The sequence below is a fragment of the Acinetobacter beijerinckii CIP 110307 genome (genome assembly GCF_000369005.1).
GTDB classification, from domain to species: Bacteria; Pseudomonadota; Gammaproteobacteria; order Pseudomonadales; family Moraxellaceae; genus Acinetobacter; species Acinetobacter beijerinckii.
The window spans coordinates 1401151-1417782 of sequence record NZ_KB849765.1 but is presented as its reverse complement, the minus strand read 5'-3'; the positions used below and the strand labels follow the sequence as shown (position 1 = coordinate 1417782).

Annotated in this window: 15 protein-coding genes and 1 pseudogene; 9 read left to right on the top strand and 7 right to left on the bottom strand. The window is 39.4% G+C overall.

What is annotated here, in order from left to right:
• Nucleotides 1-90: 90 nt before the first annotated feature.
• Nucleotides 91-558 carry a GNAT family N-acetyltransferase gene (locus F933_RS12265; RefSeq protein WP_005061553.1) on the top strand — a complete coding sequence of 156 codons (468 nt, stop codon included), beginning with the start codon at nucleotides 91-93 and terminating at the stop codon, nucleotides 556-558.
• Between the two features lie 18 nt (nucleotides 559-576).
• On the opposite strand, the gene F933_RS12260 is transcribed toward F933_RS12265, so the two are convergent.
• The 3 genes and pseudogenes from F933_RS12260 to F933_RS12250 form a co-directional block, all read right to left on the bottom strand.
• A complete protein-coding gene (locus tag F933_RS12260; RefSeq protein WP_005061546.1) occupies nucleotides 577-1008 on the bottom strand; it encodes an NUDIX hydrolase in 432 nt (143 codons plus the stop codon).
• Nucleotides 1005-1546, bottom strand: a pseudogene (locus F933_RS12255) (AAA family ATPase). Before F933_RS12255 ends, F933_RS12260 begins: the two are co-directional and overlap by 4 nt.
• Before the next feature lie 85 nt (nucleotides 1547-1631).
• Nucleotides 1632-2729, bottom strand: coding sequence for an agmatine deiminase family protein (locus F933_RS12250; RefSeq protein ID WP_005061542.1), 1098 nt, complete (start codon nucleotides 2727-2729; stop codon nucleotides 1632-1634).
• Nucleotides 2730-2960: 231 nt separating this feature from the next.
• Here F933_RS12250 and F933_RS12245 point away from each other — a divergent pair, with 231 nt between their 5' ends.
• The 5 genes from F933_RS12245 (at nucleotide 2961) to F933_RS12225 (ending at nucleotide 8100) form a co-directional block, all read left to right on the top strand.
• Nucleotides 2961-4166, top strand: coding sequence for an acetyl-CoA C-acetyltransferase (locus F933_RS12245; protein WP_005061540.1), 1206 nt, complete (start codon nucleotides 2961-2963; stop codon nucleotides 4164-4166).
• A gap of 10 nt (nucleotides 4167-4176) precedes the next feature.
• On the top strand, nucleotides 4177-6312 hold the full coding sequence (locus tag F933_RS12240; protein WP_005061537.1) for a 3-hydroxyacyl-CoA dehydrogenase NAD-binding domain-containing protein: 2136 nt from the start codon (nucleotides 4177-4179) through the stop codon (nucleotides 6310-6312).
• A 160-nt stretch (nucleotides 6313-6472) separates the two neighbouring features.
• On the top strand, nucleotides 6473-6688 hold the full coding sequence (locus F933_RS12235; RefSeq protein WP_005061535.1) for a hypothetical protein: 216 nt from the start codon (nucleotides 6473-6475) through the stop codon (nucleotides 6686-6688).
• Nucleotides 6689-6753: 65 nt separating this feature from the next.
• Nucleotides 6754-7608 carry a patatin-like phospholipase family protein gene (locus F933_RS12230; RefSeq protein WP_005061532.1) on the top strand — a complete coding sequence of 285 codons (855 nt, stop codon included), beginning with the start codon at nucleotides 6754-6756 and terminating at the stop codon, nucleotides 7606-7608.
• A gap of 255 nt (nucleotides 7609-7863) precedes the next feature.
• A complete protein-coding gene (locus F933_RS12225) occupies nucleotides 7864-8100 on the top strand; it encodes a hypothetical protein (RefSeq protein WP_005061529.1) in 237 nt (78 codons plus the stop codon).
• A 66-nt stretch (nucleotides 8101-8166) separates the two neighbouring features.
• Here the strand turns inward: F933_RS12225 and F933_RS12220 are convergent, their stop codons facing one another.
• Entirely contained in the window at nucleotides 8167-8586 is a 420-nt protein-coding gene (locus F933_RS12220; RefSeq protein WP_005061526.1) for a GNAT family N-acetyltransferase, read from the bottom strand.
• A 16-nt stretch (nucleotides 8587-8602) separates the two neighbouring features.
• Nucleotides 8603-9817, bottom strand: a complete 1215-nt coding sequence (locus F933_RS12215) for a class I SAM-dependent methyltransferase (protein ID WP_005061525.1) — start codon at nucleotides 9815-9817, stop codon at nucleotides 8603-8605.
• A 100-nt stretch (nucleotides 9818-9917) separates the two neighbouring features.
• Between F933_RS12215 and trhA the strand changes: the two genes are divergently transcribed.
• From trhA to lpxO, 3 genes are all read left to right on the top strand, one after another.
• Nucleotides 9918-10559, top strand: a complete 642-nt coding sequence (gene trhA, locus F933_RS12210) for a PAQR family membrane homeostasis protein TrhA (protein WP_005061523.1) — start codon at nucleotides 9918-9920, stop codon at nucleotides 10557-10559.
• Between the two features lie 103 nt (nucleotides 10560-10662).
• Nucleotides 10663-11973, top strand: a complete 1311-nt coding sequence (locus F933_RS12205; protein WP_005055902.1) for an MFS transporter — start codon at nucleotides 10663-10665, stop codon at nucleotides 11971-11973.
• Between the two features lie 156 nt (nucleotides 11974-12129).
• Nucleotides 12130-13035: a lipid A hydroxylase LpxO gene (gene lpxO / locus F933_RS12200; RefSeq protein ID WP_034710838.1), complete on the top strand. Its 906-nt coding sequence runs from the start codon at nucleotides 12130-12132 to the stop codon at nucleotides 13033-13035.
• Nucleotides 13036-13097: 62 nt separating this feature from the next.
• Here the strand turns inward: lpxO and F933_RS12195 are convergent, their stop codons facing one another.
• Both F933_RS12195 and secA read right to left on the bottom strand, forming a co-directional pair.
• Nucleotides 13098-13502, bottom strand: a complete 405-nt coding sequence (locus F933_RS12195) for a hypothetical protein (RefSeq protein WP_005055904.1) — start codon at nucleotides 13500-13502, stop codon at nucleotides 13098-13100.
• A gap of 145 nt (nucleotides 13503-13647) precedes the next feature.
• Nucleotides 13648-16383: a preprotein translocase subunit SecA gene (secA, locus tag F933_RS12190; protein ID WP_005061518.1), complete on the bottom strand. Its 2736-nt coding sequence runs from the start codon at nucleotides 16381-16383 to the stop codon at nucleotides 13648-13650.
• Nucleotides 16384-16632: the final 249 nt, after the last annotated feature.

Genomic DNA, 16632 nt, shown 5'->3' with positions numbered 1-16632 from the left:
TTCACTCGAGCGTTCAACCAGAGATTATTGAACGCTCGTTTAAAACTATGGTAAAAATCAAGCATACCATTCTAATGTGCTTGAATAAAAATGATCATTAAAAAAGCTAACTTCTCTCACCCACAAGTTCAAAATTTGATTCACATCCATTTGCATGGTCTGCATCAAAACACCCCACTTGAACATAGTTTTGCATTAGACCTCAGCCGTCTGCAAAAAGATTCCATTAGCGTCTATACCTTATGGAACGATGAGCAATTACTGGGCTGTGGCGCAATCCAAGAACTGACACCCGACCATGCAGAAATCAAATCTATGCGGACTCACCCTGCCCATTTACGTCAAGGGGTCGCAGCACAACTACTGGAATATTTGCTAGAACTTGCCCAGCAACGTAACTATCAAAAAGTCAGTTTAGAAACAGGAAAAGATAGTAACTTTGATGCAGCAATCAAACTTTATAAGAAGTTTGGTTTTGTTGAAGGTGCAGCTTTCGCAGAATATACCGAATCACCCTATAACCAATTTTTTCATTTAGACTTATCAAATAAACGATAAACTAAAGCTTGAGATGATCTATTCATTGAATAGCCATTGCTCAATGCCTTTGGGATAAACTGGATATTGAGTGAGTGCGATTTGCTCTCGACTTAGCCACTGTGCGATATAGCTATGTCCATTGGTTTCGCAACCCTGTATGTGGTATTGCTTATAGATATGTGAGTCTACGAATTCAGCATCATAGATAAATACAATTTCATGACCTTGCTGCCTATCAAAGCTAAATAAATTTTCCACTACACCCAACAGTTTTGAATGAATAATCTGCTGATGAATTTCTTCAAAGACCTCTCTTTCAATTGCCTGAATAGATGTTTCCCCAAACTCAATACCACCACCGATGGGTCTGAAAAAGTGTTCATCCTGAATAGGATCATACGCTTTTGCAAGTAACACCTTTTCATTATGACGAAATAGGCATAACGCTTTTGCTCGAATAGACGTCATTGCACGGCCTTAATATGTTCTAAAAACTTTTCTGCTTGTTTTGGGGAAGTCAGACGAATAAATCGAATATGTTGATAGTCTGGGTTCTGCATCAAAGCTAAGTATTTTTTCGGTTTTTCGGATAGGACTTGAATAGCCATACAAAAATAGATTCCTTAGACAACATCATTTTTAAACTTTCTCGATTATTTGAATCTTCCCATAACTTTTTTTGACTGATCACACGCCCTAAAGTGCGTTTAGTAAGACGATATAAATTGATGTGAAAGGAATAATCTAACCAGATGACGGTATCTACTTTCTCCATCATCATTGTAGTAGTACGAGTATAAAGTCCATCAATGACCCATCCTGTCGCAGCATTTTTCATGGCGATTTTCAGCTTCAAAAACAAGGCTTCATTTGTCGATTCTTGCCAATCATCTAGCCAAAGTAAATTATCAAGTTCAATGTATTGTAATTGTTGTTTTTGAGCCAACTGACGAGCAAATGTAGATTTGCCTGAACCTGTTGTACCAATAATATTAATAAACTTCATTTGTTATTAGCACAATAAAAAAAGGGATGTGAGTTTAAACAACATACATCAGCTTGTGAACCAGCCGATGTATGTTGTAAATCAATTACTTTTCTCTCGCTGCTTGAATGAGTTTTTCTGCATTATCCCCTGTCACCTGCCAAGTAAGGCAACGCACGCTGCCACCCATTGGACAAACACTTTCAGCATTTACAGGAATGACTTTCTTGCTGGTATTTTGCTTGATGATCGTGAGTGCTTTTTGATCATGCGGCATATTAAAAGTCGGCACATAAATATTGTGATGTGTGACCGTGGCATTTAAATTCACACCACAGGCCGATTCAAAACCTTCCCACTGACCTTTTGGATTGGTTTTATACTCAACAGGAACTTCCACAATTTTTGCAGTTGGAAACGAAGTTTTTAACTCCTTCATTACTGTTGTTCTAAATGATGGTGTGTTTGAATAATCATTCACAAGTAAAGTATTTTTATCCACCCAACTGACCATGCCATCTGAGTGTGCCAGCACTTCTTCATCAGGTTCTAGAATAGCAACTTCTGTTGCACCTAATGCGGCTTTTAACTCTTGTTTGGCTTCATTGTAGCTAAGTTCATTATCTTCCATAAACCGCGTGGTGGTAATGACACGACCCGCATAATCATCAACAAGGTTACCCCCATCAATCATCAAATCAGTTTTGGCTCTTTGAATTTGATAACGATCAGCAAACTGACTAAAACTTTTTTGCACATCTTTACTTTGCTTTTTGGTCATGGATGCCCAAGTATAAGCAAATTGCACAGGCTGCATTGGATTCACCGTGGTGAAGTCACGCATCCAAATATCACGGACATCATCTACCAGTAAGATATCTTCAGGTACTTTGCCTGTGAAATAAGGCTTGGTATCCTCATCCACCAAAATTACAACATTATCATTGCCCAAAATTGATTCTGCATAATTAATCTGGAAATCCACAATCCGCTGAAAGGCTGATTTGTAATAAGGATCATGCACAGAAGGCGACGATAATACCAATAGCATTTTGTCATCAGCGACCTGATTCGAATACGTTTGGCTCACCTTATTTTTATCCTCGATTGCTTTTTTATTTTCAATATTACTTACAGATGAATCACATCCAGAAAGTGACAAAATCAATGCCATGACTGCATAGTAATGCTTTGGTTTTATCATGCGCTTTCGCCCATTTTTTCTATCCATTATTTCCAAACACTAGTCTAATCGAAGATGTCCAAAGACATGTAGAAAAATATCAATATTAACAATTGGCTTGATCACTTACTGAACCCATCAAATTGGCGAAAAACATCAAACTTGCCAATGTTTATCATCATTGCACTGCCAATTAAATTGAGTACACTCGAAGCACAATGATTTTAATTTAAGGCAATACAAGGAACAGCTATGAGCGAGGCCTATATTATTGATGCCATTCGCACACCACGCGGAAAAGGAAAAAAAGACGGCTCATTACATGAAGTAAAACCAATTACTTTACTGACAACATTATTGAATGAATTACAACAACGCCATCAACTCGACACATCTAAAGTCGATGATATCGTTTTAGGTTGTGTGACGCCGATTGGTGATCAAGGTGGGGATATTGCCAAAACTGCTGCGATTGCCGCAGGTTGGAATGATGATGTTGCAGGTGTACAAATCAACCGTTTCTGTGCTTCTGGTTTAGAAGCAGTAAACTTGGCTGCACAAAAAGTTCGTTCAGGTTGGGAAGATGTTGTGGTTGCTGGCGGTGTAGAGTCCATGTCACGTATCCCTATGGGTTCAGATGGTGGACCATGGGCACTTGATCCTGAAACCAATTTGAAATCCTCTTTTGTTCCACAAGGTGTGGGTGCAGACTTAATCGCAACCTTAGATGGTTATAGTCGTGCAGATGTGGATGCTTTTGCAGTTGGTTCACAACAAAAGGCCGCTGCTGCTCAAGCAAATGGTTATTTCGATAAATCAGTTGTGCCTGTGAAAGATCATTCAGGTGTAACAATCCTAGAAAAAGACGAATTTATTCGAGGTGCTACCACCGTTGAAGGTTTGGCAAAACTGAATGCCAGCTTTGAAATGATGGGTCAAATGGGCTTCGATGCGGTTGCTCTACAAAAATATCCTGAAGCGCAAAAAATTAATCACGTTCATCATGCAGGTAACTCATCAGGTATCGTCGATGGTGCTGCGGTGGTGTTATTGGCTTCTGAAAAAGCAGTCAAAGAGCAAGGTTTGAAACCTCGTGCCAAGGTGCTTGCAACTGCATTAGTCGGTACAGATCCAACTATTATGTTGACTGGTCCTGCCCCTGCTGCACGTAAAGCATTAGAAAAAGCAGGCTTGAGCATCGACGATATTGATTTATTTGAAGTAAATGAAGCTTTTGCAGCTGTAGTAATGCGTTTTATTACAGAACTCAAAGTCCCTGCTGAGAAAGTCAACGTCAATGGTGGTGCAATTGCGATGGGACATCCATTGGGTGCAACAGGTGCCATGATTTTAGGAACACTATTGGATGAGTTAGAGCGTCAAGGTAAAAAACGCGGTCTAGCAACATTATGTGTCGGTGGTGGTATGGGTATCGCTACCATTATTGAGTTGGTGTAAGGAGCACAACATGAGCGCTATTAAATACGAAAAAAACGCTGACAATATTGTAATTCTTACCCTTGATTCATCGGGTCAATCTGCCAACACCATGAATGCAGAATTTCGTGACTCACTCAATGAAGTCAGCCAAAAGCTGAAAGCTGAAACTGATCTAAAAGGCATTATTTTCCGTTCTGCTAAGAAAACTTTCTTTGCTGGTGGTGACTTGGATGAGCTGATTCAAGTACAACCTGAACATGCCACTGACTTTTTCAAAATGATTGAAGAACTCAAAGGTGACTTACGTGCAATTGAAACTTTAGGTGTACCTGTTGTTGCAGCTTTAAACGGTACTGCTCTTGGCGGTGGCTGGGAAATCGCTTTAGGTTGTCATTACCGTATTGCCATTAACGATCCAAAAACCAAATTTGGTTTACCTGAAGTGACTTTAGGTCTACTTCCTGGTGGTGGCGGTATCGTCCGCATGGTGCGTCTACTTGGCTTACAAAATGCATTCCCGTTCCTCATGGAAGGTAAGCAATTTGGTGTCGATAAAGCAAAATCACTGGGTTTGGTACATGACACGGCTGAGAATGAACAAGAGCTTTTAGAAAAAGCGATTGCTTGGGTTAAAGCTAATCCGAAATCACAGCAACCATTTGATGTGAAAGGCTACAAAATCCCTGGTGGTGATCCTAAAACGCCTGCGGTTGCGCAAGTGCTTGCAATTGCCCCTGCCATGCTACGTGACAAAACTAAAGGCTGTTATCCTGCACCTGAAGCAATCATGGCTGCTGCGGTTGAAGGTGCACAGGTTGATGTTGATACCGCACTTCGTATTGAATCACGTTACTTTACACAACTGACTGTCGGTCAAGTGTCGAAGAACATGATCGGTACATTCTGGCATGGCCTCAATGCAATTAAATCAGGTGCAAGCCGCCCTGCTGATGTTGCAAAATGGCAAGCGAAGAAAGTCGGTGTTTTAGGTGCAGGTATGATGGGTGCAGGTATTGCCTACTCAACCGCAATCAAAGGTATTCCTGTAGTACTCAAAGATGTGTCTGTAGAAAATGCAGAGAAAGGCAAAGCTTATTCACAAAAGCTACTTGATAAACGTGTTTCACAGGGTCGTATGACAGCTGAAAAACGAGATCAAGTCTTAGCACTGATTACTGCAACCGCTGATGCTGCTGATTTACAAGGCTGTGATTTAATTATTGAAGCAGTATTTGAGAATCAAGAACTCAAAGCCAAGGTGACTCAAGAAGCTGAACAGTATTTAGCTGAAGGTGGAATCTTTGCATCAAATACGTCAACTTTGCCGATCACAGGCTTAGCTACAGCAAGTAAAGATACTAAAAACTTTATTGGTTTACACTTCTTTAGCCCTGTAGACAAAATGCAATTGGTAGAAATCATCAAAGGTAAAGAGACTTCTGCTGAAACATTGGCTAAAGCATATGACTTTGTACAACAAATTGCTAAAACGCCAATCGTGGTAAATGACAGTCGTGGTTTCTTTACCAGTCGTGTGTTTGGTACGTTCATTCAAGAAGGTATGCGTCTTCTTGCTGAGGGCGTACATCCAGCAAAAATCGAAATGGCAGCACTCAAAGCAGGTATGCCTGTTGGTCCCCTTGCGATTCAGGATGAAGTGTCTTTAACTCTGACTGAGCATGTTGCAGGAGAAACGCGCAAAGCACTGCAAGCTGAAGGTAAAGACTTACCTAAAACTCCAGTAGATGAGGTGGTTCACACCATGATTCACGAGCTGAATCGTAAAGGTAAAGCAGCCGGTGCAGGCTTCTATGACTATCCTGAAAATGGCAAAAAACATTTGTGGGATGGGCTCAGCCGTTGGACGAAAGCGAATGATATTTCTGAACAAGATATGATTGATCGTTTCTTATTTGTTCAAGCACTCGATACTTTACGCTGCTATGAGGAAGGCGTTCTGGAATCAGTAATTGATGCCAATGTCGGCTCGATTTTCGGAATCGGTTTCGCACCGTGGACAGGTGGAGCGATTCAATTCTTGAATCAAAATGGCGTTGCGAAATCACTACAACGTTCAGAAGAATTGGCAGCTAAGTATGGTGAACGTTTCAATCCACCACAATTGTTAAAAGACAAAGCGCAAAAGAAAGAAATTATTTCATAAGCTATTTCTTTTGTCTGTTTATAGCCCATATCGATATTTATGATCGATATGGGTTTTTAATATGCATCTTAGCTGTATCAGAATTTCGCCTAATCCATCACAAATTGTGCTATAAATATACCCATTATGCTTTATTTTTTGTCCTTTGGAAATTTGTCTTATGTCTGAGAAATTATGTCCTGAAACCTCGCCTTGGGGTTGGAAAGCACTGATCATCACTTGCATTTTAAGCTTTATTTTTATGGTGGTTTTCTATTTAGCCATAAATAACGAGCCTGACTATATGCCAATGAATCAGAAAAAAGCCGCTGCCGAAATGTCTCAATCATCTATGAATGCAGAATCGGGTCAGGCAGAACATCAGCACAATCACTAAAGTATTCTTGTCGAAGATGATAAATCTGTGTAAACATGGATTTATCATGATATTCGAGATTTTCAATGCTTCACCAAAATCGTCAGGCACTGGTTGTTGAAGGTGGTGGAATGCGTGGCGCATTTACCAGTGGTGTCTTAGATGCATTTTTACAGCAACAATTTAATCCTTTTGATCTTTGTGTTGGTGTTTCTTCAGGCTCTACCAATGTGGCTAATTATTTAGCTGCACAACAAGGTCGTACCCTACAAATCTATTTAGATCATTCACTTCGTTCTGAATTCATTCATTATGGACGCTTTTTTAAAGGCGGTGATTTACTCGATCTAAAATGGATGTGGGACGTGGTTGAGAAAGAAAATCCTCTCAATCAAGCTCAATTATTTGCCAATCATCCTGAATTTTATATGGTATTAACGCATGCTATCTCAGGTGAAGCCACCTATATCAAAGCATCTAAAGACAATATTCTCGATGGATTGAGAGCATCTAGCTCTATTCCAGTGCTGACACGTCAAGCAGTTGAAGTTTTTGGTGAACCCTACTTTGATGGTGGCGTCGCAGATGCATTACCCACTCTTTGGGCAGCAAAGCAAGATCATGTTTCAAAACTCATGGTTTTGAGAACACGTCCTAAAAGCTACTATAAAGCGAGTAATAAAGGTGATCAGCTACTTGCCAAATATGCCTTTAAGCAGCAGCGTGGTTTTGCTAAGAGTTTATTGACCAGAACTCAACGATATAACGATTCCGTAGAATTTATTAGAATGCCTTCAGAGCAAAAAATCTTGGAAGTATGTCCACCTGATTTAAAGCATATGGCAGGTAGACTGACTAAAAATAAAACTAAAATTCGTTATAGTTATGATATTGGTGTTGAAACTGGACTTAAAGCGATTGAGGATTGGAAAAATCTTTAATTAAAATTAAACCACCTTTTATATGCATTAGTTGAAAGGTGGTCTTTATTGTTCTAGCAGATTTATTAAACCAACGAAGTAGATATTCAGCCTTAAAATACTTTTCTATTCAATCAATTTCTTCTAATTCCAAATATAATCGCCACCTTTCAGCAAATCACAATATAAAAACCATATAATATTTAAGGTTTTCTCAATTTGATGAATTAATACGACTATATCTCAATTTATAGCTTTTCTTTTTTGGAATTTTTTATGGGCAAACAATCAAACTCTCACAACGATTCAAGTGAAACCGTCTTAGGCTGGAAATTTGTTATTATCGTCGGCGTACTGAGCACGATCTTTTTAAGTTTTTTCTATTTGGCAATGAGCCAAGAACCTGATTACATGCCTGGTGCACAACGTAAAGCCCAACAACAGAAAGAACTTGCTCAACATGACCATGCTTCTGCTGCATCAGACCTTATTGAGCACAATCCACAACAGTAGCATCAGCATATTAACTTACCCAATCTTAATCGCTATATCGGTTGGGTAAGTGAGTACGATTTTTATCTAGTTTAGATTAATCATCATTTCAATGTGTGGAATTCCACACTCATCATATTGATTGCCTTGTACCGTAAAGCCAAGCTTTTCGTAGAATGAGATCGCATGGACTTGCGAGGATAACTGCAATACTGATCGATGTTGCTGTTGAGCATAATTGATGATCTCTAACATGATTAGGTGACCAATACCTTGACCACGATATGGTTTGAGAACAGCGACCCGCCCCACACTATTATTTTGCAATAATCGTGCAGTAGCGATTGGCTGATCATGATCATAAACCACAAAATGTTGCGAAATTAAATCCTGATCATCCCACTCATCTTGTTCAGAGATGTTTTGTTCGATGATAAACACCTGTTCCCGAATAAATTTGGCATCTTGATGAAGTTGATCCCAATTTCCATTTTCTACTCTAAACATTTCGATCTCGATTCATTTAACACTTACAACCCAGATTTTCGGTCGGCATTTGGTCTTGTAACAATAATTCTAAACTTTGTTTTTGAATGCCATACATCTGCTTTAAAGCTTGAATCTGCTGAATAATTTTTGGATCAGGCTGTTGAATATCTTTACGCTTAGTCGCTAAGATCATTTTGTTCTTACTGGTATGTTCTAAGGAGACAAACTCAAAAACTTTGGTTTCATAGCCGTATGCCTTTAGTAATAAAGCACGCAATGTATCAGTCAGCATTTCTGCCTGCTGCCCTGCATGAATGCCAAACTGTAGCATCGGTTGCAATACTTCTGGGCTTTTGAGTTGTGGTCTTAATTCTTTATGGCAACACGGCGCACACATAATCATCGAAGCATTCAGACGAATCCCTGTATGGATTGCAAAATCTGTTGCCACATCACAGGCATGTAATGCAATCATTACATCCAACTTTTCTGGTGAATAACTACGTACATCCCCTTCAAAAAAATCAAGATGATTAAAGCCCACCTCATCGGCAACTTTTTGACAAAACTCAACTAGGTTTGAACGCAACTCAACGCCTGTGATGAGGGGTGTTTTATTCTGTTCCAGTAAATAATCGTATAATGCAAAAGTTAAATAACCTTTACCTGAACCAAAATCAACGATATTTAATTGCTGTTGCGAAGCATCAATCTGTTCATAGGCATTTGAAAAGATTTCAATAAATTTATTAATCTGTTTCCATTTACGCGCCATGCTCGGAATGATCTGCCCTTTTTCATCAGTAATACCTAAATGTTTTAGGAATATACTTTGTTGCTGTACAAATCTATGCTTTTCTCGGTCATGCTGCTGTTGTGTCTGAGATGCAAATACTTGTTTTTTTTGTACATTCAACATCGCTTTCTTTTTATTTTTCTTGAGTTGCACATCTTGATGATGCGTAAATAAATTTGCCTGTTTTGATTGATTAAGTAATTCCGCTATTTTCGCCAAACCTTCATCAAGTGAGTAATTTTTAGTCACATCTTGTGTTGTATGATGATACAAGCAAGACAACATCACTTGACCTTGTAACTCAATGGCACGAAAACTTATCTTCTCTAAATCTGCCAACTCTCCTTTGTACTGACTCAAAATAAGACGCTCAAAGCTATTATTTTCAATAGATTGCTGAATATCCAAGAAAAACTGCTGTTCTTGTTCAAATGAAAATTTTGGCGCAAACATAATGAAAACCTGACAAATAGAAACTAAATTTTAAAGCGTCTTACTTTAAAAGGGAAATTACATTACGATACAGTTGTACTTTTATTCAGATGAGCTGTAAATGGCTTCAATTTCCCCACTCAATTATGACCCTAAAGAAGAGCTCATCAATGCCTATAGTCATGGTATCGGTGCAGGACTCGCTGTAATCGCTTCAATTTTTCTCATTATAAAAGGCGCTCATTTACCTCTAGGTCAATGGATCAGTTTGTGGGTTTATGGATTTAGCCTGATCTTATTGCTGAGTAGTTCTATGCTCTATCATTTCGCTCAGAATGAAAATAAAAGATACTGGTACAAAAAATTAGACCACACCGCAATTTATTATCTTATTGCAGGAACGTATACACCTTTTTTAAGTATCGCTATTCCTACAGCTAAAGCACATTATTTATTGATTGCGCTTTGGGTGATCGCTTTAATTGGAACATTATTCAAATTAGTGTTTATTCACCGCTTCCAAAAAGTCTCACTGGCGGCTTATCTGGTGATGGGATGGCTCGCTGTTTTGGTCATGGATGATATGCAACGTTATCTTTCCAAAGATGCTATTACCTTCTTGATTGCAGGTGGACTAGCCTACACGATCGGCACGTTGTTTTATGCTTTAAAAAAGGTAAGATATAGCCACGCAATTTGGCATGTTTTTGTGCTAATAGGGGCTGGTTTACACTTCTTAGCGATCTATTGCTATGTTTTATAAATGAAGACATAGCATCAAATTTCCTGAGTAAAATCCGCATTCAAAAGGAATTTTCATGGGCAGATTTGGTCTGTTCCCTGAATAAATAAAGTAAAGGTCTTGTATGTCGTCAGGCGCTACGACTGCTACCACGGAAGTGGCAAGCAATTCAAAAACACGAGTATTATTTGCTAGTCTCGTTGGTACAACAATTGAGTTTTTCGACTTTTATATTTACGCCACAGCAGCAGTACTCATTTTCCCACATTTATTTTTCCCAGAAAGCAGCGATGGTGCTGCGGTACTAAAATCACTTGCCACGTTTGCGATTGCTTTTATTGCGCGCCCCATTGGTGCGGCAATCTTTGGACATTTGGGTGATCGAATTGGTCGTAAGGCGACTTTAGTAGCCGCATTACTGACGATGGGTATTTCTACAGTATGTATTGGCTTGCTTCCAACCTATGCTCAAATTGGTCTTGCTGCCCCACTGCTTTTGGCTTTATGCCGTTTAGGTCAAGGCTTAGGGCTTGGTGGCGAATGGAGTGGTGCTGTCCTACTAGCAACTGAGAATGCGCCTGAAGGCAAGCGCGCTTGGTATGGCATGTTTCCACAACTGGGCGCACCGATTGGTTTTATTCTTGCGACAGGTTCATTTTTACTACTCAATGCATTTATGTCTGAACAAGATTTTATGACATGGGGATGGCGTATTCCATTTATCTCGAGTGCAATTCTCGTTTTAGTCGGCTTATATATCCGTTTAAAACTGCATGAAACTCCTGCGTTCCAAAAAGTTTTAAATAAACAGAAAGAAGTGAATGTCCCTTTTAAAGAAGTGATGACCAAACATTTACCAATGTTAGTGCTCGGCACAGTTGCAGCAATCTGTACTTTCGTGGTGTTTTATCTCACGACTGTCTTCGCGCTGAACTGGGGCACGACAAAACTAGGCTATGCACGAGGAGATTTCCTTGTATTGCAATTGGTGGCAACACTATGCTTTGCAGCGTTTATTCCTGTTTCAGCCATTCTGGCGGAGAAGTTCGGGCGTAAAAGAACTTCAATTGTAATTTGCATCTTATCTGCATTATTTGGACTCTGCTTTGCACCACTTTTAGGTTCAGGTAATCCTCTTTTGGTATTTTTGTTCTTATGCCTTGGTTTGTCGATTATGGGCTTAACCTATGGTCCAATTGGAACTGTACTTTCAGAGATTTTCCCGACCTCTGTTCGTTACACAGGATCGGCTTTAACATTTAACTTAGCAGGTATTTTTGGTGCTTCATTCGCGCCATATATCGCAACGAAACTTGCTGAAAGTTATGGCTTAGGTGCGGTAGGAATGTATTTAAGCTTGGCTTCAATTTTGTCTTTAATTGCATTTTTACTCATTCGTGAAACCAAGCATGATGATGTAAATAATCAAATCTAAATCCTTACTCTATTCAGGTGATCATGTTTATATGATCATCTGAATTGCCTCCTATCGATTAATGCGTTTGCTTTCAGCTCAACGTTTATAACAATATTCTCCGAAATAATTTTTATGCTAAAATGCGCGACTCCCATTTTTTAGATGATTGTGCTCATGTACGCAGTGATTATCGTTGCCGTATTTTTAGTCAGTTTCTTATACACTTACTATCGTGGTAAAGAACGCTTAAAAGCATCTCGACAATTATTTGACCATTCGACTTTCTTAGCACCAGTGAATATGTTTATGACTGGGTTTTCAAAACTGCCGAATCAGCCTTTTTTTGATGTGGCGCAGTTTCCAGAACTCAAACCACTGCAAGATAATTGGCAAGTAATCCGTGAAGAAGCCATTCAACTCCAAAATCAAATCAAAGCTGCTGAAAAAAATAATGATGCAGGTTTTAATACCTTCTTCAAACGCGGTTGGAAGCGCTTTTATCTAAAATGGTATCAAGCAAGTCATCCTTCTGCGCAACAACTTTGCCCAAAAACAGTGGCATTGTTAGAAAGTATTCCTTCGGTAAAAGCTGCAATGTTTACCGAACTTCCTTCAGGAAGCTATTTGGGTAAGCACCGTGATCCATATGCAGGATCAGTACGTTATCATTTGGGTCTAGTTACGCCAAACAGTGATGATTGCTTTATTGAGGTGGATCAAGAGCGTTATAGTTGGAGAGATGGTGAGGCAACTGTTTTTGATGAGACCTACGTACACTGGGCTGAAAATAAAACCGATCAAACGCGTATTATCTTATTTTGTGATATTGAACGTCCAATGAAATGGGGTTGGGCTCAAAAGCTAAATCACTGGTTTGGTCGAAACATCATGTCAGCAGCCAGCTCACCCAATGATGATCAAGATAAAACAGGTTTTATCAACCGCATTTTCAAATATGGTTATGCCGTGCATCATTATGGTCGAGGCTTAAAAGAGCGTAATCGCCCCTTATACTATATATCTAAATGGCTGCTATTTGCCATTCTTATTGGCTTAGTATTACTTCCAAGTTTTATATAATAAAAATTTGCTGTAAAAAAAGAGATGCCATTACATCTCTTTTTTATTAAATAACTGATTCGTTATTTATTTTGAGGTGCTTGAGCACTAGCGGTTTGTGCAGCAGCTGCGTCAGCCGCTTGAACAGCTGCCTCACCAATTAAAGCAATCTTGGCTTTTTCTTGGCTTTTAGCAGAAAGAGCTGGATTTGATGCCACAATACGATTGATGTTTGCAGAGTTTGCAGGTGCAATCGCCGCAGTTTGCAACACGATTGGACGATTTCCAGTATCACCTAATGTATAACGAATACCAGTACGTGGACTTATGACCGTCGTTACTTCGCGTTTTACTTGTGCTTGCGCTGTGGTCGTACCTTGAGCAGCCAAAACTTTATCCACTGTGGTGGTTTGTGGCGCATCATTTGCAAATGTAATACCTGATACCGCAGCGCCTGCTAAAATTAAAAGTTGTAATGGTTTTTTCATTTTCTTCCCGCTTTTAATGCGAACCCAATCAAGATTTATAACTTCAATAATAAAACTACAAAGCTGGATTTGACTCAAGTTACTTCTCGTAAAAAAGCAGAGCCTATGCTCTGCTTTTTACTGTGTAGATTAAATCTAAATAAAGTTAGATTTTACCGTGACATTGTTTGTATTTTAAACCAGAACCACAAGGACAAGGTGCATTACGGCTTTCTGGTACTGGGAATGGTGCATTGTTAGCAACATAATCAAGCTCTTCAGATGCTGTCACCTCACCAGTCAAACCATCAACATCGTCATGCTCAAATGAAAGACGCATAGATTCTGCTTGACGTTGTTGCTGAGCTTCAAGTTCAGCCAACTCTTCAGCGGTAGGAACATGTACACGCGATAAATCGGTTACAACATCCGACTTAATCACACCCAACATATTTACGAATAAGTTAAATGCTTCTTTCTTGTACTCTTGCTCAGGGTTTTTCTGAGCATAGCCACGTAAATGAATGCCTTGACGTAAGTAATCCATTGCAGCCAAATGATCTTTCCAATGGCGATCCAATGAGTTCAACATGAAATGACGTTCAAGCATTGCAGCAGACTCATCGCCCATTTGTTCACGACGTTGACGGTAACGGGCAATCACTTCATCAGATATACGTGCAATTAAACCTTCTTCATCTAATCGACGATCTTGGTCTAACCATTGCTGAACAGGTAATTCAATGCCTAAATCTGCATGCAAGGCATTTTCTAGACCTTCAATATCCCATTGATCGTGAATCGATTCAGGTGGAATAAAGTTTGCGATTAAACCTTTAATCACTTCTTGATGCATTTCTTCGATGTAATCTTGCAATGTGCTTTCAGCTAAGACTTCATCACGTTGTGTATAAATGATCTTACGTTGCTCATTATTAACATCATCGTACTTCAACAAGTTTTTACGAATGTCAAAGTTACGTGCTTCAACTTTACGTTGGGCATTTTCAATCGAACGACTCACCATTTTATGTTCAATGGCTTCATTTTCTTGTAAACCCATTGCACGCATCATCGCAACAACACGATCACCTGCGAAAATACGCATCAAGTCATCTTCTAACGATAAATAGAAACGAGAAACACCTGGGTCACCTTGACGACCTGCACGACCACGTAACTGGTTATCAATACGGCGTGATTCATGACGCTCTGAACCGATGATGTGCAAACCACCAGAACTTAGTACATCTTCGTGATCTTTTTCCCACTGTGCTTGCAAACGTGCTTCATCTTCTGCGGTATGATTTTCGATTTTTGCTAATTTCGCTTTCCAGTTACCACCAAGCAAAATATCCGTACCACGACCCGCCATGTTCGTTGCAATGGTTACTGCATTCGGACTACCCGCTTGAGCAATAATATCGGCTTCACGCTCATGCTGTTTTGCATTCAAAACCTCATGATGAATACCCGCTTGAAGCAATTTAGAAGAAAGAATTTCACTGGCTTCAATGGTTGCAGTACCAATCAAAATAGGTGCAACCCCTTTTTGACGGATATTACTGATTTCTTCAATGATGGCGTTGTATTTGCCGTTGCGATTCAAATAAATTAAATCATTATGATCTTCACGAACCATCGGACGATGGGTTGGAATCAATACAACATCTAAACCATAAATTTCTTTCATTTCAGAAGCTTCAGTATCAGCCGTACCTGTCATACCTGAAAGCTTTTTATATAAACGGAAATAGTTTTGGAATGTTGTCGTTGCAAGCGTTTGGTTTTCTGGTTGAATTTCCATATTTTCTTTGGCTTCAACCGCTTGATGTAAACCTTCTGACCAACGACGTCCAGGCATCGTACGACCAGTGCTTTCATCCACAATAATCACTTCTTCTTTTTGAGTCTGTGGATTAATACCGATGATGTAGTGAACATTCTTTTGATACAAGTAGTGCGCACGTATCGCAGCCGTTACATGGTGAACCAAGTTTAGATTGGTTGCTGAATATAGGCTTTCACCTTCAGCTAACAAGCCCATGCGAATTAATTCTTGTTCAACTGCTTCATAACCAACTTCGGTCATTTCAACCGAACGTTGTTTCTCATCAACCCAGAAATGACCGCCATCAGCTACTTTTTCTTCCTTTTGAGGACTCAACTGTGGCGGGATACTATTGATTAACTGATACAAGTGAGATGAGTCTTCACTTTGCCCAGAAATGATCAAAGGCGTACGTGCTTCATCAATTAAAATTGAATCCACCTCATCGATGATGGCATAGCTCAAACCACGTTGTTTCTTCTCTTGAAGAGAAAACACCATGTTGTCACGAAGATAATCGAAACCAAATTCGTTGTTAGTTCCGTATGTAATATCCGCAATGTACGCTTCAGCTTTTTCGGCTGGCATTTGCATCGAGTAAATGACACCAATGCTTAAGCCTAAAAATTCGAATAAAGGACGGTTCAGTTCAGCATCACGTTGCGCCAAATAATCATTCACGGTAATCACGTGAACGCCTTGTCCGCTCAATGCATTTAGGTAACAAGCCAAAGTACCCATTAGGGTTTTACCTTCACCTGTACGCATTTCAGCGATTTTACCTTCATGCAAGGTAATACCACCAATCAACTGCACATCATAATGACGCATACCCATGACGCGTTTTGCCGCTTCACGACATACAGCAAAAGCTTCAGGTAATAACTTATCTAAACTTTCACCATTATTAAAACGTTGTTTGAATTCTGGAGTTTTTGCAGAGAGGTCTGCATCGTTTAATACAGATATCGTCGGTTCAAGCGCATTGATTTGATCAACAATTTTACGCATGCGTTTGAGTTCGCGCTCATTTTTTGTACCGAAGATACCTCCGATCAGACTTGCCAACATGAATAAACTCTCTAATCCTGTTTGTTTAAATAAGTAATTTTTTCTTAGCTGTTATTATGGAGTCAGAAATAAGAACTACAAGGGCTTTGCATCCAAACAGGTAAAAAATCTGCTAGGCGATTCTGACATCACACAACCGAAGAGCCGTTAATGTAGCAAATTTGCATTTAAGTTACACCGATTTAAATGTGAATTTATGATCAAATTTTCTAAGTCAGCAAAGTTCAGTTATCATAATTATTCATAATA

Bases quoted from the DNA above. Each gene is read 5' to 3' on its own strand.
- F933_RS12265 (WP_005061553.1), top strand. From the start codon at position 91: ATGATCATTAAAAAAGCTAACTTCTCTCACCCACAAGTTCAAAATTTG.
- F933_RS12260 (WP_005061546.1), bottom strand. From the start codon at position 1,008: ATGACGTCTATTCGAGCAAAAGCGTTATGCCTATTTCGTCATAATGAA.
- F933_RS12250 (WP_005061542.1), bottom strand. From the start codon at position 2,729: ATGATAAAACCAAAGCATTACTATGCAGTCATGGCATTGATTTTGTCA.
- F933_RS12245 (WP_005061540.1), top strand. From the start codon at position 2,961: ATGAGCGAGGCCTATATTATTGATGCCATTCGCACACCACGCGGAAAA.
- F933_RS12240 (WP_005061537.1), top strand. From the start codon at position 4,177: ATGAGCGCTATTAAATACGAAAAAAACGCTGACAATATTGTAATTCTT.
- F933_RS12235 (WP_005061535.1), top strand. From the start codon at position 6,473: ATGTCTGAGAAATTATGTCCTGAAACCTCGCCTTGGGGTTGGAAAGCA.
- F933_RS12230 (WP_005061532.1), top strand. From the start codon at position 6,754: ATGCTTCACCAAAATCGTCAGGCACTGGTTGTTGAAGGTGGTGGAATG.
- F933_RS12225 (WP_005061529.1), top strand. From the start codon at position 7,864: ATGGGCAAACAATCAAACTCTCACAACGATTCAAGTGAAACCGTCTTA.
- F933_RS12220 (WP_005061526.1), bottom strand. From the start codon at position 8,586: ATGTTTAGAGTAGAAAATGGAAATTGGGATCAACTTCATCAAGATGCC.
- F933_RS12215 (WP_005061525.1), bottom strand. From the start codon at position 9,817: ATGTTTGCGCCAAAATTTTCATTTGAACAAGAACAGCAGTTTTTCTTG.
- trhA (WP_005061523.1), top strand. From the start codon at position 9,918: ATGGCTTCAATTTCCCCACTCAATTATGACCCTAAAGAAGAGCTCATC.
- F933_RS12205 (WP_005055902.1), top strand. From the start codon at position 10,663: ATGTCGTCAGGCGCTACGACTGCTACCACGGAAGTGGCAAGCAATTCA.
- lpxO (WP_034710838.1), top strand. From the start codon at position 12,130: ATGTACGCAGTGATTATCGTTGCCGTATTTTTAGTCAGTTTCTTATAC.
- F933_RS12195 (WP_005055904.1), bottom strand. From the start codon at position 13,502: ATGAAAAAACCATTACAACTTTTAATTTTAGCAGGCGCTGCGGTATCA.
- secA (WP_005061518.1), bottom strand. From the start codon at position 16,383: ATGTTGGCAAGTCTGATCGGAGGTATCTTCGGTACAAAAAATGAGCGC.